This is a genomic window from Chryseobacterium tongliaonense, from assembly GCF_041224435.1.
In the GTDB taxonomy this organism is placed as follows: Bacteria; Bacteroidota; Bacteroidia; order Flavobacteriales; family Weeksellaceae; genus Chryseobacterium; species Chryseobacterium tongliaoense.
In genome coordinates this window covers 336,229-360,980 of record NZ_JBGFFD010000002.1, presented here as the reverse complement: position 1 = coordinate 360,980, position 24,752 = coordinate 336,229, and the positions used below count along the sequence as shown (strand labels likewise).

The following is a 24,752-nucleotide window of genomic DNA, read 5'->3' as shown; positions in this document are numbered from 1 at the left end:
ATCTCTCAACCATCAACTAACAACTCACAACTAAAATGAATTTATTCAACGTATATCCATTATTTAACATAAATCCTGTAAAAGCTCAGGGATCATTTCTCTGGGATGAAAAAGGAGAAAAATACCTTGATTTTTATGGTGGTCATGCCGTGATTTCTATCGGGCATAATCATCCGTATTATCAGGGCAAACTGAAAGATCAGCTGGGAAAAATTTCTTTCTATTCCAATTCAGTGCAAAATAATCTGCAGACCGAACTGGCGCAAAAGCTGGGTGAAATTTCGGGATATGAAGATTTTAATCTTTTCCTATGCAATTCAGGAGCAGAAGCTAACGAAAATGCTATAAAGCTCGCTTCTTTCCATAATGGAAAAAGTAAAGTGCTTTATTTTTCAGGATCATTTCACGGAAGAACTTCAGCGGCGGTTTCTGTAACGGATAATCCGAAAATTGTAGCTCCGGTAAACTATTCTGAACGCTTCATCAAATCGGAATGGAATGATATCGAACAGCTTGAAAATATTTTTAAAGCTCAGGGAAATGACATTTCATCCGTAATCATTGAAGGGATTCAGGGAGTGGGCGGAATTATGATTCCGACAGCCGAATTTTTATTTAAAATCAAAGAATTGTGTGAAGAATACAATGCAGTTCTGATTTTGGATGAAGTACAGTCAGGGTACGGAAGAAGCGGATATTTTTTTGCCCATCAGGAATTTGGAATTAAGCCGGATATCATTACCACAGCCAAAGGTATGGGAAATGGTTTTCCGATCGGCGGGGTTTTAATTCATCCGAAATTTGAAGCAAGCAATGGATTGCTGGGAACGACATTCGGTGGAAATCATCTGGCTTGTGCAGCAGCAATTGCAGTTCTGGATGTGATAAAAGATGAAAACCTTATCGGAAATACCCGGGAAATGGGTGATTATATTGAAAATGAGATTAAAGATTTCCCACATATCAAATCGATCCGAAGGAAAGGTCTTATGATCGGGATAGAACTTGACCGTGATTGTGCTGAGGTGAGGAAAAACCTGCTTTACGGTCATTATATTTTCACGGGAAATTCTAATGATAAAGCGGTGCTGAGGATTTTGCCGGCTCTTAATATTAAAAAAGAAGAAACCGATATTTTCATCAATGCTTTGAAAACGGTTCTTGAGGAAATTTAAAAAGCCGATAAAGCTTAAATGCAAAGTTTTAACTATGCGCCTTGTCATTCTGAATGAAACGAAGTATAGTTAGAATAACCAAAAAACACAGATGAAAAATCTTTAAAATCAATTTAAAATGAAAAAATTCACCTCTGTAAGCGATGTAGAAAACTTACAGGAAATCATAAAAAAAGCTTTACAGATAAAAGAAAACCCACTTTCGGAAACGGAGAAAGGAAAGGGAAAAACCATAGGACTTGTATTTTTAAATTCGAGCTTAAGAACCCGTTTAAGCAGTCAGATTGCAGCACAGAATTTAGGACTAAATGTTTTAACCTTAAATGCAGCACAGGAAGCCTGGAACCTTGAATTTGCAGACGGAGCGGTGATGAATGGAGATACGGTAGAACATATAAAAGATGCCATCGAAGTATTAAACCAATATTGTGACATCATTGCAGTTCGTTGTTTTGCAGGAATGAAAAGTAAGGAAGATGACGTAAATGAAAGTATTTTGAGTCAGTTTGAAAAGCATGCAAAAGTGCCGGTGATTTCCCTGGAATCAGCAACCCGTCATCCTTTGCAGAGTCTGGCTGACTGTATCACGATCACAGAAAACTGGAACAAAGAGCAAAAGCCTAAAGTTGTGCTGACCTGGGCTCCTCACATCAAACCGATTGCCCAGGCGGTGGGAAACTCTTTTACAGAATGGATGCAGCAGATGGATGTTGATTTTGTGATTACGAATCCTGAAGGGTATGATTTAGATAAAAACTTCACAAAAAATACTCCGGTGATTCATGATCAGGATGAAGCTCTGAAAGATGCAGACTTTATTTATGTAAAAAACTGGTCGTCATTTGATGAATATGCAACAATGCCTGAAGTAAAAGAAAACTGGATGCTGACAAATGAAAAACTGGCCGGTACGAATGAAGCGAAAATAATGCACTGTCTTCCCGTTCGTCGTAATGTAGAATTAAGCGATGAAGTAATGGATGGTGAGAATTCCATTATTTATCAGCAGGCAAAAAACCGGATTTTCTCTGCACAGGCCGTTTTTTCTGAAATTTTAGATGAAATCATTAAGAAATAAATATAAAAAGGGCTTCAGGAAGTCAGAGCCACAACGTGGCGGTTTAACAAAAGATAGGATGCAGTCCTATCCATGATAGATATACCTAGCTATAAAACAATGAAACAAAAATTATACATCATAAAGATAGGCGGCGCATTGATTGACGATGAGGAATTGTTGAATGGGTTTCTGGTACAGTTTTCAGAAATTAAAGAAAAGAAAATCCTTATTCATGGCGGTGGAAAGCTGGCAACGACTTTAGCCGATAAACTGGGAATAGCTCAGAAGTTGATTAATGGGAGGAGGATTACGGATAAAGATACGCTGGATATTGTGACGATGGTGTATGCAGGTGGGATCAATAAAAATATAGTAGCAAAACTTCAGCAGAAAAACTGCAATGCAATCGGATTTTCCGGTGCAGACGCCAATATAATTCAGGCGGAAAAAAGAATTCACCCTGAAATCGATTTTGGATTTGTAGGAGATATTAATCCACAGAGCATTAATAAAAAACTGATCTCAGAACTGATCAGTCTTAATCTGGTTCCTGTTTTTTCAGCGATTACCCATGATAAAAAAGGAAATCTTCTCAATACCAATGCAGATACCATTGCTTCTGTAATAGCGCAGGCTTTATCTGAAATGTATGATGTTGAATTGTTGTATTGTTTTGATAAAGAAGGAGTGCTGGAAGATGTAGATAATCCCGATTCAGTTATTAAAAATGTCTCGGAAGAAAGCTTTTCGATTTTAAAAGAGACCGGAAAACTCCATAAAGGGATTTTGCCAAAGCTTGAAAACGCACTGGCCGCAATAAAAAATAATGTAAATAAAGTGTTCTTAATCAAAGAAACCGAATTGAAAAACCATATAGAAAACCACCATGCAGGAACTGAAATCTGTTTATCATAAAGACGAATTGCTCAATAATGCAGTTGAATTGCTCAAAAAGCTGATTGAAATACCTTCATTCAGCAAAGATGAATACAATACGTCGGTAGAGATTGAACGCTTTTTTAAGAAGCATCACATCCCTGCACATCGTTTTAAAAATAACATCTGGACAGTCAATAAACATTTTGATGAAACCAGACCGTCTGTTTTGCTCAATACACATCATGATACGGTTAAGCCGAATAAAGCTTATACTCTGGATCCGTTTTTGGCAATTGAAAAAGAGGGCAGGATCTATGGTTTAGGCAGTAACGATGCAGGAGCTTCGCTGGTTTCTATGGCTCAGGTTTTTTTACATTTTTATGAAAAAGAAGATTTAAAATATAATTTAATCATTGCTCTGACGGCAGAAGAGGAAATTTCAGGTTTTGATGGGATCGAAGCTTTATTTCCGCAACTTCCGAATGTGGAACTTGCTATTGTAGGAGAGCCAACGCAGATGAACCTGGCGATTGCAGAAAAAGGGCTTCTGGTTATTGACGGGGAGATGAAAGGCACCCCTTCTCATGCTGCCCATCCCAATAATGATAACGCTATTGTAAAATGCCTGGAAGATCTGCAAACCATTTTAAACTTTAAGTTTCCAAAAGTTTCGGATGATCTGGGTGAAGTAAAAATTACATTATCCGGAATACATGCAGGAGTTCAGCATAATGTGGTCCCGGAAGCATGTCAGTTTACGCTGGATGTAAGAGTTACAGACGAATACACCAATAAAGAAGCCTTTGAAATCATTCAGTCACAAATGAAATCAACGCTTACTGCAAGATCCCTAAGATTGAATTCCTCAAAGATAGAAAAAGAACATCCTTTTGTACAGGCAGGTTTATCAATTGGCAGGACCACTTACGGTTCACCGACATCTTCCGATCAGGCAATCATTCCATGTACATCGGTGAAGCTCGGCCCAGGAGACAGCAGGCGCTCCCACACAGCGGATGAATTTATTGAGATCAATGAAATAAAAGAAGGAATTGATATTTATATTGAAATTCTGGAGAAAGTTTTATAAAAAGAGAGAAGATGGAAGATGGAGGAGGGAAGCTGAGTATGGATTATTAGTACTTCCAGCTTCCGGCTTCAAACTTCCGGCTCCGAAACAATGTTTTGACCCAGCTCAGCATCAATAATGAAGAAGAAAGTTTTTAATAAGATTTATGCAAAAAGAAAATTAAAAATGAAGGCTTTTGTTGAATGTGGAAAATACTTAAAGTCTTGGTGGTAATCGTAATAAGGATATGATGCTGAGCGAAGTCAAAACAAATTTTAAATCAAATACTATAATATTTAAATAGTAATCATTATGAAAAAAATATGGCAGAAAGATGACCTTGCCACCAATATATTAGTCAATACATTTACAGTAGGAAAAGACCTGGATTTCGATGAGCGATTAGCAAAATATGATGTTCAGGGCTCAATGGCTCACTGTAAAATGCTTGCAGAAGTTGGAATTATCTCCAGTGAGGAAGCAGAGCAGATGTTGCTTGTTTTGTCTGAAATATTAAAAGATATTGAAAACGGAACCTTTGAAATTGATAAAGAAGCAGAAGATATCCATTCGCAGGTTGAAGCGATCCTGATTGAAAAACTGGGTGATACCGGAAAGAAAATTCATACCGCAAGATCCAGAAATGATCAGGTCTTATTGGATATTAAATTGTATCTGTTAGACGAAATCCGGGCAATAACAATCTTAACGGATGGGTTTTTCCAGATATTGATCCAGCTGGCAGAACAGCACAAAAATGTTTTACTTCCGGGATATACCCATTTGCAGATTGCGATGCCGTCTTCCTTCGGGCTTTGGTTCGGGGCATATGCAGAAGCCCTGTCAGATGATATTGAAATGCTGTTTTCAGTTAAAAATATGATCAATAAAAATCCATTGGGTTCAGCTGCCGGTTACGGTTCTTCTTTTCCAATCAACCGTGAAAGTACAACCTATAATTTGGGCTTTCAATCGATGAATTATAACTCCGTTTATGCTCAAATGACAAGAGGAAAAACGGAAAAAATATTGTCGATGGCTATGGCAACATTAGCCGGAACACTTGGGAAATTCGCTTATGACGTATGCCTGTATTTAAGTCAGAACTTTGATTTTATAAGCTTTCCTAAAGAATTTACCACGGGAAGCAGCATTATGCCCCATAAAAAGAATCCCGATATTTTTGAGTTGGTAAGAGCACGATGCAACAGAATACAGGCTTTGCCGAATGAGCTTATTCTGTTGACCACCAATCTGCCGTCAGGATATCACAGAGACGTTCAGCTGACGAAAGAAATTTTGTTTCCTGCTATTGATTCATTAAAAGAATGCCTGGAAATTCTAAGCTATACCTTACCCAATATTCAGGTTAAAGACGGGATTTTAGAAGATGAGAAATATAAATACCTTTTCAGCGTAGAGAAGATCAATGAAGAAGTAAAAAACGGAAGTTCTTTTCGTGATGCCTATGTGAAGGTAGGCCGGGAAATTGAAAATAATGAATTTGATTTCGAAACAGGAAACTTAAATCATACCCATCAGGGAAGCATTGGAAATCTTTGTCTCGATAAAATTGAATACCAGTTTAATAAGCTGAAAAATAAATTATTGGGTTAAATTTTGAGCCATTAAGATCAATGAAGGGTTTAAGTTTAATTAAGAAAACATTCTTATATCTGTATGTAAATACTTAATGCTCTTAATCACTTAAACTTTCTTAATGGTTTACTTTTAATCTAAATCGATTTTAAATTTGGTAGACTTTTTTACTTCATGCAGAACGATGGAGCTGTGATATTGCCCGATATTAGGAATATTTGAAATAACGTTGACCGCGAAATCATTGTAAGAATTAATATCCTTTGCGATAATCTTCAGCATATAATCATATTCGCCGGAAAGACTGATGATTTCCTGTACTTCATCATATTTTCCAATGTTTTTTTCAAAAGTTTCAAGCACTTTTTGAGATTGCTCTTTAAGGCGGACATTACAGTAAACGACGATATTAAGGCCCAGTTTCTCCCGATTCAGAAGCCCAACATATTTTTCGATAATTCCCTGTTTTTCTAACTGTTTGATACGTTCGTAAGTTGGAGTAAAGGTGAGACCGATCTTTTCTGATATTTCTTTTACAGAAAAAGTAGAGTCCTCCTGAATAATGCTGAGAATTAATTTATCTTTTGCGTCCATACGGTAGTTTGATGATAACAAAAATATTAAGAAAAAATGAAAATAATGAAGAATTAAGGTTTTTAATTTTTTTTGAATTTAGGTTTTGCCATGTCGGTAAATTTTTATATCTTTGCACCTAATGAATAAAAGAGTATTTATATCATTAGATTTACCGGGCGAAAGCGCCCTTTACGATATTTATTGTTATTAAGCGAAGATTTTGTCTTCGCTTTTTTTATGTAAAAAATTAAGATATTATGTTTACGATTACAGAACTAAGTACCGAGAGAATCAACAGTATACTGACAGAAGCACTTGCTTTTGCCAATGGAAAAACTGCTAAAATTGAAGGAGAAGTTTTTTGCTCAAATCTTTTCTTTGAAGACAGCACAAGAACGAAAACAAGCTTTGATATCGCCGAAAGAAAACTGGGTTTACAGGTAGTACCTTTCGACGCATCTCACAGTTCTGTAAATAAAGGCGAAAGTTTATACGATACAGTAAAAACTATAGAAAGCTTAGGCGTAAATTTAGTGGTGATAAGAGATAAGAAAGACCGCTACTTTGAAGAACTGAAAAACATCAGCATTCCTGTAATCAATGGAGGAGACGGAACAGGAAACCATCCTTCACAATGTATGCTGGACCTGATGACCATCTACCAGGAATTCGGGAAATTTGAAGGCCTGAAAATCGGAATCGTCGGCGATGTAAAGCACAGCCGTGTTGCGAACTCCAATGCAGAAGCATTAAGAAGGTTAGGAGCAAAAGTATATTTCTCAGGACCGGAACAATGGTTTGATGAAGGAGCTTTAATCAACGGGACTTATCTGGCGGTAGATGAGTTGATTCACGAAGTGGATGTTCTGATGCTGTTAAGAATCCAGCATGAAAGACATGATTCAAAAATGAGTTTCTCTGCATCCGAATACCATAGAAAATATGGTTTGACCAAAGAAAGAGAGAAAGCCATGAAAAAAGAAGCGATCATTATGCACCCCGCACCGATCAACAGAGGAGTGGAGATCGATACAGATTTAGTGGAATGTGAACGTTCAAGAATCTTTAAACAGATGCAGAACGGTGTTTTCGCAAGAATGGCAATTTTGAAGGAGGCTTTGGAACAAAAAGGTCACACTTTTAAATAACAGACAAAACTAAAATTCTTCTTATTCAGAGGGAGATTAAAAAAGAAAAAATAGAATAAAGAGATAAATAAAAATGAAGAAAAAATTAATACTGGAGTCCGGTGAAGTATTTCATGGAGAAGGTTTCGGAACAGAATTGGAAACTGCCGGAGAAGTGGTTTTCAATACAGGAATGACAGGTTATCAGGAATTGATTTCTGATCCTTCATACTGCGGTCAGATTGTTTGCATGACTTATCCGCTTATCGGAAACTATGGCATTAATAGAGATGATTATGAAAGTATCGAGCCTGCCATTAAAGGGCTTATTGTAAAAGAAATCTGTGACTTACCATCCAATTTCCGTACACAGATCACTTTAGATGAATTATTCAAAAAGAAAAACCTTTCAGGAATTTCCGGAATCGATACCAGAAGACTAACAAGAATTCTTCGTAATTCAGGAGTTGTGAAAGGAAAAATTGTAAATGCTGATGCAGATGAAAATGCAGTAGCTGAAGAATTGAAATCTACAACATTCCCTACGAATCAGGTAGAAATGGTTTCCACAAAAACACCATACGCCAACCCGGGAAGAGGTTTCAAGGTAGTATTGGTAGATTTCGGTTCCAAATTAGGAATTATCAGAGAACTTTCTCAAAGAAACTGTGATATCATCGTAGTTTCACAAGATACAACGGCAGAAGAAATTTTATTAATGGATCCTGACGGAATAATGCTTTCAAACGGTCCCGGTGATCCGGAAGACAATCCACACGCATTGGAGATGATCCGCGGGTTACTAGGAAAAGTTCCGATCTTCGGAATCTGTTTGGGACATCAGCTGATCGGTCTGGCTTGCGGAGCAAAAACTTTCAAATTAAAGTTCGGGCACAGAGGTGGAAACCACCCGGTTTTAGACCTGGAAAAAAACAAAGTTTCCATCACTTCTCAAAACCACGGTTACGCAGTTGATCAGGAAAGCCTTAAAGACACGGATTTAATTGAAACCCACATCGCCCTGAACGACAGAACCAACGAAGGATTGAAACACAAAATCCACCCTTGCTTCTCAGTACAGTACCACCCGGAAGCCAGCCCCGGCCCGGAAGATGCAAACTATTTGTTCGACGAATTTATTCAATTAATGGAAGATTTTAAGAATAAATAAAGACCTTCAGATATTAGACATCAGATAACAGACTTTATCATGCACAATTTTGAGAAATTACTTTTCTGGCAGAAATCAATAGAACTTGCAAAAGAAGTTTATCTAGTTTGTACTGAATTGCCCGGGGATGAAAAATTTGGTTTGATTTCTCAAATTAAAAGATCTGCAGTTTCTATTCCATCCAATATCGCGGAAGGAGCAGGAAGAAATAATGACAGAGAATTTTATCATTTTCTTGGTATTGCAAATGCTTCCTCTTTTGAATTGCAGACACAATTAATTTTAACAAGGGAATTAAATTTATTAAATGTAGAAAAAGTGAACAGTTTAATATCTAGTCTGAATGAAATCCAACGAATGATATATACATTCAAATCTAATCTAAAAGTAAAAAACAACACTGGAAAGTCTGAAATCTGAAATCTGACATCTGGTATCTAAAAAAAGTAAAATGGCAAAACGTACAGATATAAAAACAATTTTAGTAATAGGTTCCGGGCCTATCATCATCGGGCAGGCTGCGGAATTTGATTATGCGGGAACACAGGCTTGTCTTTCTCTGAGAGAAGAAGGCTATAAGGTGATTCTGATCAATTCAAACCCGGCAACGATTATGACGGATGTGGAAATCGCAGATAAAGTATATATCGAGCCGATTTCACTGCAATTTGTAAGTCACATCATCAGAAAAGAACGTCCGGATGCACTTTTACCGACTCTTGGAGGTCAAACTGGTTTGAATATGGCGGTAGAGCTGGAAAAATCAGGAATTCTTGAAGAATGTAAAGTTGAAGTATTGGGAACAACTCTTTCTGCGATCAACAGAGCGGAAGACAGAGATTTATTCCGTGAGCTGATGCGTGAGCTGAATGAGCCGGTTCCTGAATCCGATATTGTAAACACCGTGGAAGGAGCTCTAAATTTCGCTGATGAAATCGGGTATCCCGTGATCGTTCGTCCTGCCTTCACAATGGGTGGAACAGGAGGAGGTATCGCTTCCAACGAAACGGAATTGAAAGAGATCGCAGAATTAGGACTGAAATACAGCCCGGTGACGCAATGTCTTATCGAAAAATCAATTGCAGGCTTCAAAGAAATCGAATACGAAGTAATGCGTGATGCCAACGACAATGCAATTGTGGTTTGTAACATGGAAAATATAGATCCGGTAGGAGTTCACACCGGAGACTCTATCGTGGTAGCACCGTCTCAGACGCTTTCCGACAGAGAATATCAGTTGCTGAGAAATGCTTCCCTGAAAATCATCAGAGCTTTGGGAATTGAAGGTGGATGTAACGTACAGCTGGCTTTAGACCCGCATTCATTCAACTATTATATCATCGAAGTAAACCCAAGAGTATCCCGCTCATCAGCTTTAGCGAGTAAGGCAACAGGATATCCGATTGCTAAGATTGCTGCTAAAATTGCGGTAGGTTTAACCTTGGATGAAATCATGAATCCGGTGACAGGTAAAACATATGCCTGCTTCGAGCCGGCCCTGGATTATGTGGTGACTAAATTCCCGAGATTCCCTTTCGATAAATTTGAAACGGCAGACAGAAGACTTTCAACACAAATGAAAGCAACGGGAGAAGTAATGGCAATCGGAAGAAACTTTGAAGAATCTTTACAAAAAGCGATCCGCTCTCTGGAAACGGGAATCAGGCATTTAGGCTTAAAAACAAAACAGGCTTTAGCCCTTACAGAAGAAGAAATCGAAAGAAGAATAAGAGTTTGTGATGATGAAAGATTATTCATTATCGGTGATGCTTTAAGAAGAGGTTATGACTGGGAGCAGATCGTAGAATGGAGTAAAATAGATAAATTCTTCATCTGGAAAATCAAAAAACTGATTGATTTCGAAAAAGAAATTGCAGACCATAAATTTGACAGGGAAACTTTAATCAAAGCGAAAAAACTAGGTTTTGCCGATCTGAATATCGCTGTTCTTTGGGATACAACTCAAAGAGAAGTTTTCAATTTCAGAAAAGAAAACGGAGTGATGCCGGTTTATAAAATGGTAGACACCTGTGCTGCAGAATTTGAAAGTGAAACCCCTTATTTCTACGGAACTTACGAAGAAGAAAATGAAAGTGTGGTTTCAGACAAAGAAAAGATCATCGTTCTTGGTTCCGGGCCGATCAGAATCGGACAGGGAGTTGAGTTTGACTATGCAACGGTGCACTCGGTTTGGGCGATCAAAGAAATGGGCTACGAAGCGATTATCATCAATAATAATCCTGAAACTGTTTCCACAGACTTCTCAATCTCTGATAAATTATACTTCGAACCATTAACGGAAGAAGATGTAATGAACATCATCGAGCTTGAAAAACCAACAGGAGTGGTGGTTCAGTTCGGAGGACAAACAGCCATCAACTTAGCAGATAAACTGGCAAGCCACGGAGTGAAAATTCTGGGAACTTCACTGGAAGATCTTGACAGAGCCGAGAACAGGGATAAATTTGAGAAAGCACTTCAGGAAATGGGAATTCCCCAACCTCTAGGAAAAACATCCACTTCCAAAGAAGAAGCGATAAAAATTGCCAATGAGATCGGTTATCCGGTTTTGGTACGTCCGAGCTACGTTTTAGGAGGCAGAGCGATGGAAATCGTGTATACGGAAACGGAACTGGCGCATTATATGGAACATGCGGTAGACGCAAGCCCGGAACACCCGGTATTGGTAGACCGTTATATTACCGGAAAAGAAGTGGAAGTAGATGCGATCTGTGACGGTGAAACGGTAATCATTCCGGGAATTATGGAGCATATCGAAAGAGCGGGAGTTCACTCGGGAGATTCAATCGCAGTGTATCCGCCGCAGAATGTTTCTCAAAAAGAACTGGATACTCTGGTCGATTACACTGAAAGACTGGCTAAAGGATTAAATGTGATCGGATTAATGAACATCCAATATGTTTTGTTCGAAGGAAATGTCTTTGTAATCGAAGTGAATCCACGTTCATCGAGAACGGTTCCTTTCCTTTCCAAAATCACGGATGTTCCGATGGCTAATCTGGCTACAAAAGCAATCTTAGGACAAAAGCTGAAAGATTTAGGTTACAAGAACGGACTGGTACCGAATAAAGAAGGGGTATTTGTAAAAGTTCCTGTGTTCTCGTTCTCAAAACTGACAAAAGTTGACATCTCTTTAGGCCCTGAAATGAAGTCTACGGGAGAAGTAATGGGGAAAGATACCACCTTGGAAAAAGCGCTGTACAAAGGATTGATCGCAGCAGGAAGAAAAGTTCCGATGCACGGCTCAATTCTCTTTACGGTAGCTGATAAACACAAGCAGGAAGCTGCTGATCTGGCTGCAAGATTCCATGAAGTAGGTTTCAGAATCTGGGCTACGGAAGGAACGGCTCGATTCTTTGAAGAAAAAGGAATTCCATGCAAAATAGGATACAAAATCGGAGAAGAAAGTGTAAACCTGATCGACCTGATCCAGAAAGGAAAAGTGCAGTATGTTGTCAATACCACTACAAAAGGGAAACAGGCTGAAAGAGATGGATTCCAGATCAGAAGGATGAGTGTGGAAAACGGTGTCCCTTGTCTGACTTCAATGGATACGGTAGAAGCCATATTGAAAGTGATTGAAAGTATGAGCTTCAAAATGGAAACCATGTAATTTCAAAAAATAAATATTTTAAACCTCACAGATTTTAAAAATCTGTGAGGTTTTTTTGTTGGGTGAATTAAATTATTTGTTCATTGATAGAATTTGTGTAAATTCGGCATTATTAGCAACTTATGGATAGAAGTTAAAGATTTATGAGAGTAAATATTAAAATTTTACTATATATCTCAGCTTTATTTTTGTTACCTCAGTGTTCGTATCATAACAAATTTGAAAACGAATTTCAAAATTTTGTTTCTGATTCAGATAAAATATTATTTGACGGGGATGGATTGCATCCTACTTATGCCTATTTGAAAGCCGGAAAACTGAAAGGCATTGAGTTTAACGGCCATCCGGAATGTGGAAATTATACCAAAAGATATTTCTTTTCTCAAAATGAAGAAATTGCTAAGATCATCCTTGAAAAAGATTTTAATGAAAGTTGTGGAAAGGCCTTTGATTCTATTTATATAATTGATCCGACAATAAACAGAATTGTAGTTTATACAAAATTTACAAACGGAAAAGAAATAAGCAATAATCTGCTCCAAAGTGAGAAAATGAATATTGACAGGTACAGAATAGAAATAAAAAACTGGAGAAACAGGTAAGCCCGCTTTGAAAATTTAAAAACAGATAAATTCCATCAAATTAAAATAACCATGGCAGAATATCAGGCAAAATCAAACAGCTCTTTATCTTTTGATGTGACAAAAGACGGTAACTTAATCGGTAAGCTTTCTTACCAAAGTTGGTTTAAGTTTAATGCAATAATAGAAACTGAAAATTCAGGCTACCAGGTTGAACCTAAAGGTTTCTGGGGAACAACGATTGAGCTTAAACAGGGAGAAAAAGTATTTCTGAAATTCAGAATGAACTGGAACGGAGAAATTGTTGTACAAACTTACTTTGATGATGAAAAGAAAAGTTATGTTTTTAAGCATAGAGGTATTTTCAAAGATTCATTTACACTTACAGACCAGAACGGGGTCGAGCTTCTGATCATGAAACCACATCTGAAATGGAATATCATGAATTATGAATATCAGATAACAACATCCGACGCTTTTGAAACATTTTCCAATAAAGAAATCATATTGATGAACTCATTACACTGCGCCAATTATTATATGTCGATGATGATGTCTTCGATGGGAATGTAAATAAATCTCTATTGCTAACTCAACTCTAAATTAAAACGACATAGGAAACTGTAACGTTAAGAAAATTAATGATGTGAACGTTAAGAAAATTCTACTGTCTGAGAGCGGGAGAAAGACTGAAACAAAATGAAACTATTAAATCCGCTCGAGTTTAGAATTTTTAGTGAATATCATTAATTTTTAGTGAAAGGTTCCAAGTCTTGAATTTTTTGTTTCTTTTGTTTCAAGACAAAAGAATATAATTTAGTTCTTTGTTGTTTTTTATTTCCGTATTTAAGAATCAAAAATTTCTATCTTTAGAAAATCTAAATTAATAATACAAAAACCAAATGACGAAACATCAGCAAAGAGTAGGTGAAGTCTATCATTTTTTTGAGAATAAAGACACGGTTTTAGGTTTTAGAAAATTGCTGGACTGTGCAATGGATACCCAGAACATGGAGATTTATAAAGAAGCCATCGCCCTGACAGACTGGAAAGAACAATATCCGGATCAAACAGGAGAACTCATCGAAAAATCAAAAAAACTTCTTCAGAAAATTGAAAAAATCCAGGTGCCGGAATATCCGCTGGAAAAATCTGTTCTGAGAGCAAAAGATATTGTAAAGTCCTATGGAAGCAACCGTTTCTCTCTGGGACCCGTTTCCATGGAAATCAATAAAGGCCAGGTCTATGGATTGGTGGGCGAGAACGGAAACGGAAAAACAACGCTTTTGAGGATCTTGGCTAAAGAAATTTCTTTTAATAAAGGTGGACTAGATTATTCATTCAATAAAAATCCCAAAGATGATTATGATCTCCGTACCAAACTGGTTTATATTCCGCAGAGAACAGCAAAATGGTATGGAAGCCTTAAAGATAATCTGAAATTCGTATTTTCCAACTATGGGATCAATCCTGAAGAAAATGAAACAAGAACCCTGATGATGATTGCCCGCCTCGGATTATGGAATTATAAACACCTTAAGTGGAGTGAGCTTTCATCAGGATATAAAATGCGTTTTGAATTAGCCAGAACCCTTCTGAGAAAACCTGAGATTCTTCTTTTGGATGAACCTTTAGCCAATCTTGATGTGCTGGCTCAACAGGTGATCCTTGAGGATTTAAAATCAATTGCCAATTCGGTAAATCATCCGATTGCGTTAATTCTCAGCTCACAGCAGCTATACGAAGTAGAAAAGATTTCGGATAAAGTGATCTTCCTGAAAAACGGGCAATACAAAGACAATTCAGACCTGAAAAATAATGAAAATGATCAGCTGATCATTGAAATGGATGCTCCATGTTCAAGAGAAGATCTGCTTGAAGTTTTCAAGAATTTCAATCTGGAAAAACTCAATTTCAATGGTGGAGTATATGTAGCTTATTTCTCTGCAGAAACTGAGTTTCATGAGGTAATGACGGCATTGGGCAATGCCAAAACAGATATTGTTTATATCCGCAATATTTCATCTTCTACCAGAAGATTCTTTGTAAGTTAATTCCCTTTAATCTGACCAGAAATGCAAAAAATAAATAAATTCAATCAATATCTGCTGGAAAAATATCCTACGGTCTGGAACACCAGAATAGTGTGGATGCTTCTGGCAAGTTTAATTATTCATATCCTGTTTTTTATCATCGGTTATCTATCCCACAGCAATCCCGTTTCGTTACAGAAATACTCTGTTAAAGACGATTATTTCAGGAGTGGAGTTATTTTCATCCATCTCATTATTTCTATTCTGATGATTGTGGGCTGGCTGATCATGATGTTTAAGAACAATGCGTTCAAAAACTTTTATCCTTCTTCAAAATGGAAGCTGTTTTCACAGTTTGTACAGTATTTTATCATCCTGTTTTCCTGTATCACATTTTATTTCTCTTATATGACAGGCTTTGAGATGTTTGTCAACAACAAATATCCGGATGATGAAATGGTAAAAAAAGTAGAAGTGATTAATAAAACATATCCGTTTCTTTCGCAGGATCTGGCGAAGTATACTTTGGATAACAGGAAATTTCCACAACCTTTTTATGATCTGTACTGCGAAACAAAAATTGAAAAAATAGACCGCAATAAAAAATACTTTGTGTATTATAACAGGGTTTATCAATATTACTCCGTTTATTCTAAAGTTTCCCGTCAGCAGGACCGGTACGAAAATTACGCTATTCCTGAACCCGAAAAATCCAATAAAACACCCATTGCCTATTCTGAAATAAAGGACAGCACTAAAATCTATTATTTCAAAAAAGAAGTGGTGGATGTTTCACCCTATATTAAAACGACGGGTTTGTCTTTTTACAATTTTTCAGATGTTTTCTATGATGCTAATGAAAAAGATTATCCGGACCACTATAGATATGACAGCTATCAGGAAAATTACAATAATGACCAGTCCAAAAAGAAAGGATTTGAAATTAATAAAGAAACGACCGAGCTTCTCAATAAAAATAATTCTACAGAGCTTAAAAATTTGCTGTCTGACTTTTTAAAAATTTCAAAAGAATTTGGGATAAAAAATAATATAGATGCCGATGAATGGACAAAAATGGTGTACGCTCCGGAAAATCCAAATTTTGAGGTAAGGTATTTCATCAAAAAATTCGAAAATAATCCAGGTGATCAGTATGCTCAAGATGATGCAGTTGATGCCGCTCTTGAAGATTCAGCAGCCGTAGTGGATGAGAATGGTGTTATCGTAAATGATACGATTACAATTAAAATGTTCAACCCGGAACTGAATAAAGAGATCTCTCCTGAAAAATATTTTAAGAATAATATGACCCGTTATTTTTATTATACGGACAATCTTTCCCAGTTTTTATCCAATGTGGATTTCGTAAAATCTAACAAATTTTTCAGGGAAAATATCCATGTTTATCTTTGGATCGCATTTTTCCTGTCCACTTTTATTTTTAGCTTCAGGATTACAGGTTTACGTTCATTGTTGTTCAGCGTGATCAGTGCGGGAGTTTTAATTCTTTTTGTTACTTTGGTTACAGTTTTATATTCTTTATCTGTAAAAGGGAATGAGAAATTTTTTGTTGCATATTTTACTTTGGTTATTTCCCTGGCAATTCTTTCTGTTCCTTTATTCATGATGAAGAAAGCCGGAAAACTGGTTTCTTCGGTTCTGGTCAATATTTCGATGAACGGATTTGTTCTTTTTGTATTCCTTATTTTCGGGATTATTAGTCTTCATCAGGATGCCAACTGTAAATCAATCGATAAATACGGACAATATGTGGGCTGCAATAATATTATAGAAATTCTGGATGTTAACCTAAGCTATATTATCCTGGTTTGTGGCTTTATCTTCATGTATTTTTATACCTCGATTCTTCAGAAATGGAAAGCAATGCCTCAATAAATATTAATGTCGGATGAAAAATCCGTTAATAAAAAATCCCCGGCTTATCATAAACCGGGGATTTTTATTTTTAATTGATTTTAAAATAAGGTTCAGAAAAATATTTGCTGGGCTTAATGTAGGCTGTTTTCCTGTCAGCAGAAAAGATCCAGATAAATCTTCGCAGGGTATCTGCTCCGAAATAACTTACTTTCTGTGTTTTGAGATCTCCGGCAAAAAATCCGGCAGAAACATTTTCCATAATGATATTTCCTATTCTGAATTTCGGTAAAATTCCCTGCTTGGTTATCACGCTTTTCCCGCTGGAATTTTTCAGTGTTTTTTCTCCGGTGACCTGCAGCTTTTTATCCAGCTCATGGTCTTCCGCAAACTGGTTATTGTAAAGTAACCCGCCGGAATACCCGGATTGAAGAAGGAAATGCCCTTCCTGCTGCTTTCCGTCAATAATATTATCAGCATTGATGAATAACTGATCTCTCTCCGGATACACCGTAATAAGCTGGTATTCCTTTAAATCCGGCAGCTGGTCATAAATAACAAACTGGTTGTTATCATAATCGATTTTGAATGCTTTTCCTGCAAAAAATCCTGTTCCTATTTTTCCGTCGGCTTCATGTCCTGAAATTTCATTATCAAAAAAACGGATGCTTTTCTTTGAAATGTTTCCTATCTGTACCGTATTATTATCACTGATTTCGTCCTTATCAAAAATAATGTGATCTGCTTTTCTCGTGCGTTCAGGAGAAATTGAGGCATCACCCATCGCAATCTGAAACATAAGATCCAGTGAATCTTTTTCATTCACCAGCGCTTTTACAATGATATTATTGTATTTTGTAAGCCGGAACGGAACTGTTTCCTGTGCATTAACATTGAAGAACACTGCAATGAGAAGGAAGATGATATTTGTTTTTTTGAACATTTGTTTAATGAGTTAATGATTAAAAGTTTTATACCTGAAAATTACCCCTTATTTTTGGGATGAAAAAGAAATAATTATTGAAACATTTGTAATTTTCTTAATTTTAATTTAATGAATTTAGTTCTGTGAATATTATCCAAACATTGCTTGATGCCGACTTGTTTCAGACGAAAAAAACAATTCAGCGATATCAGTTTCTGAAAGTGAAAGAAGAGACAGATACCCATATTTATTTTATTGAAAACGGAAGTGTAAGGATTTTTATCATGGATGAAGACGAAGAACGCATTATCCGTTTCGGGTATACAGGAAATATTATTGTTTCACTGGATTCTTTTTTATCCGGAAAGCCATCGGATTTTTATATTCAGGCCCTAAAAAAAACAGTAGTAAGAGTAGCTTCAAAAAAAGATTTCTATGAATTTATCCATTCCGGTGATGAAAATCTGAAACTATGGAATTTCATTTTAGAAGATCTGGTATTGCAACAGCTTGAAAGAGAAAAAGATTTACTCATCAGCTCCCCGAAAAAGAGATTTGAAAGGGTTTTAAACAGGAGCCCCAAGCTGTTTCAGGAAATTCCGGACAAACATATTGCCAATTATCTGCGAATGAGCCCGGAGACCTTGTCAAGATTAAAAAAATCTTGAGCTCAGTCAATATTTAAAAAAAACTCAATCCTGAAATTTGCATAAAAATCATCAATGAAAATTTCTTCCTTACAGCTAATCTCAGAATTAAAAGAAATCACTCGTCAGAATATTCAATATACTGAAACACTTTTGGATAAGTCGGAAAATGAGCTAAATTACAGGGTTTCGGAAAACAGCTGGAGTGTTTTGGAATGTTTCGAACATCTTAATCGCTATGGGAATTTTTATATTCCTGAAATTAAAAAAAGAATTTTAATCTCTGATTCAGCACCAAAAAACACTTTTTCGCCGGGGATTTTAGGAAACTATTTTGCCAAGATGATGCTTCCGAAAGAAAAGCTGAAGACGATGAAAACCGTTAAAGAAATGAATCCCATTCACAGCCGATTGGATAAAAATGTTTTAAATGCATTTATCGAACAGCAAAATCAATTGTCAGACTTATTGGAAAGAGCAAAAACCATTGATCTTGAAAAAACAAAAACCGGGATCAGCATTTCAAAACTTATCAAACTGAAGCTTGGCGATACCTTTCGTTTTGTTATCTATCATAATCTGAGACATATTGAGCAGGCGAAAAGAGTGCTGGAAATAAAAAGTTGAGGTTAAAATAAAAGTTATTTATTTTACCTTTTTATTGATCATCATGAAGAGTTTCCTCAATTTACGGATGTTAATAAAAAAATATATACATTTAAACCTTGTAAGTTTTTTTACTGACAAGGTTTTTTTATTTAAAACATATGGAAATCATACATCTTAAAACCATATCAACTCCACTCGGAGATATGTTTGCCTGCGCCGTAGATAAAGGAATCTGTTTACTTGAATTCACCGACCGGAAGAATATGGAAAAACAGTTTATTTCATTGTCAAAAGCTTTGAATGCAGAAATTGTGCAGGGTGAAAATAAGCACTTCAGACAACTGGAAGAAGAACTGAAAGAATATTTTGAAGGGAAGAGAACAACGTTTGAAGTCCCTTTATATATTACCGGAACTGAGTTTCAGGAAAAAGTATGGCAGCTTTTGCGTGAGATTCCGATGGGAGAGATCCGTACCTATAAACAGCAGTCTGAATTTTTAGGAAATCCCAAAGCAATAAGAGCGGTGGGAACTGCAAACGGCATTAATAAAATTGCAATTTTAATCCCCTGTCACCGTGTTATCGGATCAAATGGCGAACTGGTAGGCTATGCCGGCGGAATCTGGAGAAAGCAAAAATTATTGGAATTGGAGAAGGCTATTTTGTTTTGATTTTCGTATTTTTAAAGAAAAATTTACACGTGAAAAAGTTACTATTTGCACTTTGCATATCGGCTTCAGTATTTGGTTTAGCTCAGGATTATTCCGTTCCGGCATTGAGCCCACGCCAAAAGGTAGAACAGCAGTTTTCAATGTCTAAAATCTCCATCGATTACGGAAGACCGGGCGTAAAAGGACGTAAGATCTTCGGAGAACTGGTTCCTTACGGACAGGTTTGGAGAGCGGGAGCCAATTCATCTACAAAAATCACCTTCGGACAGGCCGTTAACTTCGGTGGAAAAACAGTACAGGCAGGTACTTACGGTTTATTCATCATTCCTACGGAAAAAGAATGGAAAGTAATTTTAAATAAAGATTTCCAGCAATGGGGAGCCTATACCTACGATCCTAAACAGGATGTGGTAGACGTTACAGTGCCTGTTAATAAATTGGCAGACAAACAGGAATGGTTTGAGATCACATTAAACCCTACTGACGAAAACTCAGGGAATTTAGTGATCAAATGGGATATGGCTCAGGCGGAAGTTGCTTTAAAGCCTGCAAAACTGGATGCCGTTATCAAAATTTCCGATAAGCTGAAAGAAATCAAGAAAATAGAATCTGACGCTGCAAAAACAAAAAGCTAAGAAATGAATTTTTCTATCCAACCGGTTTTAGAAAACCGGGAATATCAATTAATCCCCTTACAGCAAGGGGATTTTGAGTCTTTATACGAAGTGGCTTCTGATCCTGAAGTTTGGAAGCAGCATCCCAATAAAGACCGCTATAAAAGAGAAGTCTTTGAAAACTTTTTCAAAGGAGCCATTGAAAGTAAAGGAGCTTTTAAAATAATGGATAAAGCTTCCGGGGATGTGCTGGGAAGCAGCCGTTATTATGATTTTAATGAAAAGAACAACAGTATTTTTATAGGGTACACTTTTTACGGGACAAAATCCTGGGGAAAAGGAATTAATCCGCAGATCAAACAGCTTATGCTGGATTATATCTTCGGATTTGTAGATAAGGTTCATTTCCATATCGGAAAAGAAAATTTTCGTTCGCAAATCGCTTTGGAAAGGCTTGGCGGACAGAAAATTGCCGAAGAAGAGGTTGCTTATTTCGGAGAGCCTACGAGAACTAATTTTGTATATGAAATAACAAAAGAAAACTGGCAGAAATGAAAAAATATAAAATTCAGAAATCTCCATTTGTTGTTCCTACTACAGATGGAAAATTAATTGAAGAGCATTGGGGAAACTCAACCCAGAATCCAAATATCTCCATCGCCCATATGGTGGCACCTCCGGAATGGAGTGAACCCCATCAGACGCCTGAATTCGATGAATTTACCATCATTGTCTCAGGAAAAAAGCAATTTGAGATTGATGGTGAAATAGTTGTTTTAGAAAAAGGCCAGAGCATTCTTATTGAAAAAGGGGCAAGAGTTCGGTACAGCAATCCTTATTCAGAGCCTTGTGAATACATTGCCATCTGTCTTCCTGCATTTTCAATAGAGCTTGTGCACAGGGAAGAAGAGGGTGTAGACTAAGCAATGTACCAATCTGATAATCTAACAGTGTACCAATGATTTTCTGAATGATTTCAAAATTGTTACACGGGTTACACTGTGAGATTGTTATATTAATTATTTAAAACTTCCTTTAAAAACATCAACGTATGGTTCCAGGCTCTCTTTGCCATTACTTCATTATAATCCGGCGATTTCGGATCTGTGAACGTGTGTTTTGAATGCGCGTAAGTAATAATCTGCCAGTCTGCCTTTCCTTCATTCATCTCTTTGATAAGGTTGTCATAATCCTGTTGGGTCACTCCCTGATCATCAGCCGGATTTTCAACTAAGATTTTAGATGTGATGTTTCCGTTTTTTCTGGTCTGATCCTTTGTAAGGCTTCCATGAATAGAAACAACACCTGCTACAGGCAAATTTCCTCTTGCTGATTCTAAAGCTCCGGTACCACCGAAACAATACCCTATAACAGCAATTTTTGACGGTATGGCCCCGCTTTTCTTAAGCTGTTCAAGGGCTAATGCAATGCGTTTCTGGTAAGCTTCATAATTCTGTTTGTAATAACCTGAAGTTTTTGCTGCAGCAGTATTGTCGGCAGGAATATTTCCTTCTCCGTAAATATCGGCAATGAAGGCAATATAACCCTGTTTTTCAAGCTCAGCGGCAGCAATTTTAGCTTCGTCATCTATCCCTTTCCAGGCGGGAAGAATCAAAACTCCCGGAAGTTTTTTTCCGGCATTGGAAGTTACAAGGCCGTTTAATTTCTGAGAACCGTCCTGATAGGAAACTGTTGAGAGTTTTTGACTGAATAAAGCGCCTGAGGTCATCAATAAAGCAGTGAATAAGATTGAACGTATCATATTTTGTAATTTTGTAGATCATTAAACAGGTATTACGCAAGAAAATCGATGATAATAATTTATTATTTCTGTTTTTCTCTGCATAGGATCAATAAAAATCCTCATCTAAATTAAATAAAAATAACTTATAATGCGGATTAATAGAATTTTGTTAATAAACGTCTATTTAAATTTCACCCCTAAACTATTGAGCTCTTCTTCTAAATTTGTATCCGGAGTGATATGAACTGTATTGAAACCTAATGACTGTGCCATTTCAATATTTTTTGGATTGTCATCAATGAAAACAGATTCATTGGCCTGGAGATCATATCTTTCCAATAAAACATGCCAGATTTTCGGATCCGGTTTGATCAGTTTTTCTGTTCCCGAAACAACTATTTTTCCATTAAAGAGCTGGAAGAAGTCATAATTTTCCAAAGCGTACGGAAATGTTTCCTCCGACCAGTTTGTTAAACCGTATAATTGATATCCGGTTTTACCCAATTTCTTTAGAACTTCAACATTGTGAGGGATGTCACTTTTTAACATGACCGTCCAGTTATCATAATACGCCCTGATTTCTTTTTCCCATTCGGGGAATTTTTTAACCTGAACTTCCGTTCCTTCAGCAAGACTTCTTCCACGGTCCTGCTCCTCATTCCATTCCTGTTGTGCAATATGGGTAAGGAAGTATTCCATTTTTTCATCATCATTAAAGTAATCCTTGAAAAAATATCTCGGATTCCAATCCATTAAAACGCCGCCAAAATCGAATACAATGTTTTTAATTTCCATATTAATTCTTTCTTATTGAATTTGCTTAAAATTAGTATAACACAAAATTCACAAAACTTTTTTATTTAGAAGCATCCGGACACCCGATTTGTAAAATATTTAACATTCGGAATTAGATGGTGAGCTTATCAACATGCTGTAAGCCCGTTCTTTCCTTATCATTTTTTAAATAAATAAAAAAAAATATATAGCCAACTATACAGTTCACTAATTTTTTATATATTTACAGCATTAAATATTTCAATGAACTCTGATTTTATAAAAGAACTTGGCTACAAAGCATTGGATTCCAGGTTGAAAAGAATAAGCGAAAGGATGGCACAAGGCGTTAAAAAGTTGTATAAAGAGCTGGATTATGATATTGAACCGAACTGGTATCTTATTTTTATGCTGCTTAAAGACAAAGAAAAATTATCCATTGCAGATATTGCCAACTCTTTGGGATATTCACATCCTTCGCTGGTGATTACAATCAAAAAAATGAACAGCAAAGGCTATTTAGTGGTGAAAAATGACGAAGCTGACAAAAGAAAGCAAATGGTATCACTTTCAGCCAAAGCCATTCGACTTATGCCTCAGTTTGAAACGTTATGGAATAGTTGTGAAGCTGCCATTCTCGAGGTTATAAATAAAGACCTGGGTATTTTTGAGTATCTGGATGGGATTGACGATGCACTGGAACGATCTTCATTTTATTACAAGTTTAAACAAGAATATTTAAAAACAATTTTACCAAAATAAATGATTATGAAAAATTTATTCCTATGCCTTCTTCTTGTATGTGGTTTTGCCTGCTCAGCAACGGAAACCCAAATTATTATCAGGGCTAAAGCCAGAGACGCAAAATTTATCGGCAGTTCTTTAGGAGGTGCTTATGTCATCATCAGAAATAAGATCAACAATAAGATTTTAGCAGAAGGAAAAACAAGCGGCAGCACCGGAAATACAGATCTGATCATGAAGGTGCCCAAAACAAGGGAGAGTTCGATTGTGGATGATGGAACGGCACAGTTTTTAGCTAAAATTGATATTACCGAACCTACCTTTGTGAATGTTGAGGTGCTTTCGCCATTCAACAACAAGCAGGCACAGGCTATCGTGAGCACAGAGCTTTGGCTCATTCCGGGAAAGCATATTCTGGGTGATGGAATTATTATGGAAATTCCGGGCTTTATCATCGATATTTTAAAACCCCGTACCCACCAATATATGGCGCTGAAATCACTTAAAGATAAAAAGCTTCCCATTGAGGCCAATGTAGTGATGATGTGTGGCTGTGTTGTTGAAAAAGGGGGAGTATGGAATCCGGATAAATTTGAAATCAAAGCAATTTTAAAAAGAAACGGAACTTATTTAAGCGAAACCAGCCTGTCCTTTGTTTCCACCAATTTATTTGAAACCAGTGTGCCGATTGCAGAAGGAGGTAATTATGAGCTTATTGTTTATGCCTATGATTCTAAAACTGGAAATACAGGGGTAGATAAGATCAATTATGTGATTTATGAATAAAAGTTTTTTGCCTATGCTGGATTTTTACGGCTTATAAAACTGATACTGTTCGTCTTCAAAATATGCATTGATATGCTGCAAACCATTGGTTAAAATAATTTCTTTCGCCCCGATAATGGAGTTATATCTTGCAGTTTGCTCAAAAGTTTTTTCCGTTAATTTAATTTGCGGAGCTTTGCATTCGATCAGTATTTTAGGTTGGGCTTTTTCCGTAATCAGCAGGTCAACTCTTTTGGTTAAACCGTTCAGAACAATCTTTTTTTCTGTAATTAAAGCCGATACAGAATAGGATTCTATGGTAAGATAATAATGTATCCAGTGCTGCCGTACCCATTCTTCAGGGGTAAGCAAAAGGTAAGTTTTACGAACTAAATCATAAATAAAAAACTTATCTTTGTCTTTCTTGAATTTAAAATCAAAAGTTTCCTGAAAGTTCAGTTTTGGAAGTTCCATTATAAA

26 protein-coding genes are annotated in these 24,752 nt (G+C 36.6%); 21 read left to right on the top strand and 5 right to left on the bottom strand.

What is annotated here, in order from left to right:
* Positions 1-35: 35 nt before the first annotated feature.
* From AB8P06_RS05845 to argH, 5 genes are all read left to right on the top strand, one after another.
* The gene (locus AB8P06_RS05845) at positions 36-1,175 is read left to right on the top strand and encodes an aspartate aminotransferase family protein (protein ID WP_369839178.1); all 1,140 of its coding nucleotides are present in this window, start codon (positions 36-38) and stop codon (positions 1,173-1,175) included.
* A 118-nt stretch (positions 1,176-1,293) separates the two neighbouring features.
* Complete coding sequence (locus AB8P06_RS05840; protein WP_369839175.1) at positions 1,294-2,253, top strand: N-acetylornithine carbamoyltransferase; 960 nt, start codon at positions 1,294-1,296, stop codon at positions 2,251-2,253.
* A 99-nt stretch (positions 2,254-2,352) separates the two neighbouring features.
* Positions 2,353-3,150: an acetylglutamate kinase gene (argB, locus tag AB8P06_RS05835; RefSeq protein ID WP_369839173.1), complete on the top strand. Its 798-nt coding sequence runs from the start codon at positions 2,353-2,355 to the stop codon at positions 3,148-3,150.
* The gene (locus AB8P06_RS05830) at positions 3,122-4,204 is read left to right on the top strand and encodes a M20 family metallo-hydrolase (RefSeq protein WP_369839170.1); all 1,083 of its coding nucleotides are present in this window, start codon (positions 3,122-3,124) and stop codon (positions 4,202-4,204) included. Before argB ends, AB8P06_RS05830 begins: the two co-directional genes overlap by 29 nt.
* 291 nt (positions 4,205-4,495) lie before the next feature.
* Entirely contained in the window at positions 4,496-5,800 is a 1,305-nt protein-coding gene (argH, locus tag AB8P06_RS05825; RefSeq protein ID WP_369839168.1) for an argininosuccinate lyase, read from the top strand.
* Positions 5,801-5,914: 114 nt separating this feature from the next.
* Here the strand turns inward: argH and AB8P06_RS05820 are convergent, their stop codons facing one another.
* Positions 5,915-6,376, bottom strand: a complete 462-nt coding sequence (locus AB8P06_RS05820) for an Lrp/AsnC family transcriptional regulator (RefSeq protein WP_369839165.1) — start codon at positions 6,374-6,376, stop codon at positions 5,915-5,917.
* 239 nt (positions 6,377-6,615) lie between these two features.
* Between AB8P06_RS05820 and AB8P06_RS05815 the strand changes: the two genes are divergently transcribed.
* The 8 genes from AB8P06_RS05815 to AB8P06_RS05780 all read left to right on the top strand — a co-directional run bounded on the left by AB8P06_RS05815 (position 6,616) and on the right by AB8P06_RS05780 (position 16,800).
* On the top strand, positions 6,616-7,506 hold the full coding sequence (locus tag AB8P06_RS05815) for an aspartate carbamoyltransferase catalytic subunit (protein WP_369839162.1): 891 nt from the start codon (positions 6,616-6,618) through the stop codon (positions 7,504-7,506).
* Positions 7,507-7,579: 73 nt separating this feature from the next.
* A complete protein-coding gene (locus tag AB8P06_RS05810; RefSeq protein WP_369839159.1) occupies positions 7,580-8,656 on the top strand; it encodes a carbamoyl phosphate synthase small subunit in 1,077 nt (358 codons plus the stop codon).
* 39 nt (positions 8,657-8,695) lie between these two features.
* Positions 8,696-9,076, top strand: coding sequence for a four helix bundle protein (locus AB8P06_RS05805; RefSeq protein WP_369839157.1), 381 nt, complete (start codon positions 8,696-8,698; stop codon positions 9,074-9,076).
* 31 nt (positions 9,077-9,107) lie between these two features.
* Complete coding sequence (carB, locus tag AB8P06_RS05800; protein ID WP_369839154.1) at positions 9,108-12,290, top strand: carbamoyl-phosphate synthase large subunit; 3,183 nt, start codon at positions 9,108-9,110, stop codon at positions 12,288-12,290.
* Positions 12,291-12,433: 143 nt separating this feature from the next.
* Positions 12,434-12,892: a hypothetical protein gene (locus AB8P06_RS05795; RefSeq protein ID WP_369839151.1), complete on the top strand. Its 459-nt coding sequence runs from the start codon at positions 12,434-12,436 to the stop codon at positions 12,890-12,892.
* Between the two features lie 51 nt (positions 12,893-12,943).
* Positions 12,944-13,444, top strand: coding sequence for a hypothetical protein (locus tag AB8P06_RS05790; protein WP_369839149.1), 501 nt, complete (start codon positions 12,944-12,946; stop codon positions 13,442-13,444).
* Between the two features lie 329 nt (positions 13,445-13,773).
* Positions 13,774-14,925: an ABC transporter ATP-binding protein gene (locus AB8P06_RS05785; RefSeq protein ID WP_369839147.1), complete on the top strand. Its 1,152-nt coding sequence runs from the start codon at positions 13,774-13,776 to the stop codon at positions 14,923-14,925.
* A 21-nt stretch (positions 14,926-14,946) separates the two neighbouring features.
* Positions 14,947-16,800, top strand: coding sequence for a hypothetical protein (locus tag AB8P06_RS05780; protein ID WP_369839144.1), 1,854 nt, complete (start codon positions 14,947-14,949; stop codon positions 16,798-16,800).
* 70 nt (positions 16,801-16,870) lie between these two features.
* Here AB8P06_RS05780 and AB8P06_RS05775 read toward each other — a convergent pair whose 3' ends face one another.
* Positions 16,871-17,722, bottom strand: coding sequence for a hypothetical protein (locus AB8P06_RS05775; protein WP_369839142.1), 852 nt, complete (start codon positions 17,720-17,722; stop codon positions 16,871-16,873).
* Positions 17,723-17,847: 125 nt separating this feature from the next.
* On the opposite strand from AB8P06_RS05775, the gene AB8P06_RS05770 reads away from it, so the two are divergent.
* The 6 genes from AB8P06_RS05770 (at position 17,848) to AB8P06_RS05745 (ending at position 21,168) form a co-directional block, all read left to right on the top strand.
* Positions 17,848-18,372 carry a Crp/Fnr family transcriptional regulator gene (locus AB8P06_RS05770; protein WP_369839139.1) on the top strand — a complete coding sequence of 175 codons (525 nt, stop codon included), beginning with the start codon at positions 17,848-17,850 and terminating at the stop codon, positions 18,370-18,372.
* A 54-nt stretch (positions 18,373-18,426) separates the two neighbouring features.
* Entirely contained in the window at positions 18,427-18,978 is a 552-nt protein-coding gene (locus AB8P06_RS05765; RefSeq protein WP_369839136.1) for a DinB family protein, read from the top strand.
* 140 nt (positions 18,979-19,118) lie between these two features.
* Positions 19,119-19,631, top strand: coding sequence for a methylated-DNA--[protein]-cysteine S-methyltransferase (locus AB8P06_RS05760; protein ID WP_369839133.1), 513 nt, complete (start codon positions 19,119-19,121; stop codon positions 19,629-19,631).
* Between the two features lie 29 nt (positions 19,632-19,660).
* The gene (locus AB8P06_RS05755) at positions 19,661-20,266 is read left to right on the top strand and encodes a DUF2911 domain-containing protein (RefSeq protein ID WP_369839130.1); all 606 of its coding nucleotides are present in this window, start codon (positions 19,661-19,663) and stop codon (positions 20,264-20,266) included.
* 3 nt (positions 20,267-20,269) lie between these two features.
* Positions 20,270-20,800, top strand: coding sequence for a GNAT family N-acetyltransferase (locus AB8P06_RS05750; RefSeq protein ID WP_369839128.1), 531 nt, complete (start codon positions 20,270-20,272; stop codon positions 20,798-20,800).
* Positions 20,797-21,168, top strand: a complete 372-nt coding sequence (locus tag AB8P06_RS05745) for a cupin domain-containing protein (RefSeq protein ID WP_369839125.1) — start codon at positions 20,797-20,799, stop codon at positions 21,166-21,168. The genes AB8P06_RS05750 and AB8P06_RS05745 overlap by 4 nt, the downstream gene beginning before the upstream one ends.
* Before the next feature lie 92 nt (positions 21,169-21,260).
* Here the strand turns inward: AB8P06_RS05745 and AB8P06_RS05740 are convergent, their stop codons facing one another.
* Complete coding sequence (locus AB8P06_RS05740) at positions 21,261-22,007, bottom strand: dienelactone hydrolase family protein (protein WP_369839122.1); 747 nt, start codon at positions 22,005-22,007, stop codon at positions 21,261-21,263.
* 162 nt (positions 22,008-22,169) lie between these two features.
* Positions 22,170-22,784: an HAD family hydrolase gene (locus tag AB8P06_RS05735; RefSeq protein WP_369839119.1), complete on the bottom strand. Its 615-nt coding sequence runs from the start codon at positions 22,782-22,784 to the stop codon at positions 22,170-22,172.
* 243 nt (positions 22,785-23,027) lie between these two features.
* Here AB8P06_RS05735 and AB8P06_RS05730 point away from each other — a divergent pair, with 243 nt between their 5' ends.
* Both AB8P06_RS05730 and AB8P06_RS05725 read left to right on the top strand, forming a co-directional pair.
* Positions 23,028-23,525 carry a MarR family winged helix-turn-helix transcriptional regulator gene (locus tag AB8P06_RS05730; RefSeq protein ID WP_369839116.1) on the top strand — a complete coding sequence of 166 codons (498 nt, stop codon included), beginning with the start codon at positions 23,028-23,030 and terminating at the stop codon, positions 23,523-23,525.
* A gap of 6 nt (positions 23,526-23,531) precedes the next feature.
* The gene (locus tag AB8P06_RS05725) at positions 23,532-24,293 is read left to right on the top strand and encodes a hypothetical protein (RefSeq protein ID WP_369839114.1); all 762 of its coding nucleotides are present in this window, start codon (positions 23,532-23,534) and stop codon (positions 24,291-24,293) included.
* A gap of 24 nt (positions 24,294-24,317) precedes the next feature.
* On the opposite strand, the gene AB8P06_RS05720 is transcribed toward AB8P06_RS05725, so the two are convergent.
* Positions 24,318-24,746, bottom strand: a complete 429-nt coding sequence (locus tag AB8P06_RS05720) for a type I restriction enzyme HsdR N-terminal domain-containing protein (RefSeq protein ID WP_369839112.1) — start codon at positions 24,744-24,746, stop codon at positions 24,318-24,320.
* Positions 24,747-24,752: the final 6 nt, after the last annotated feature.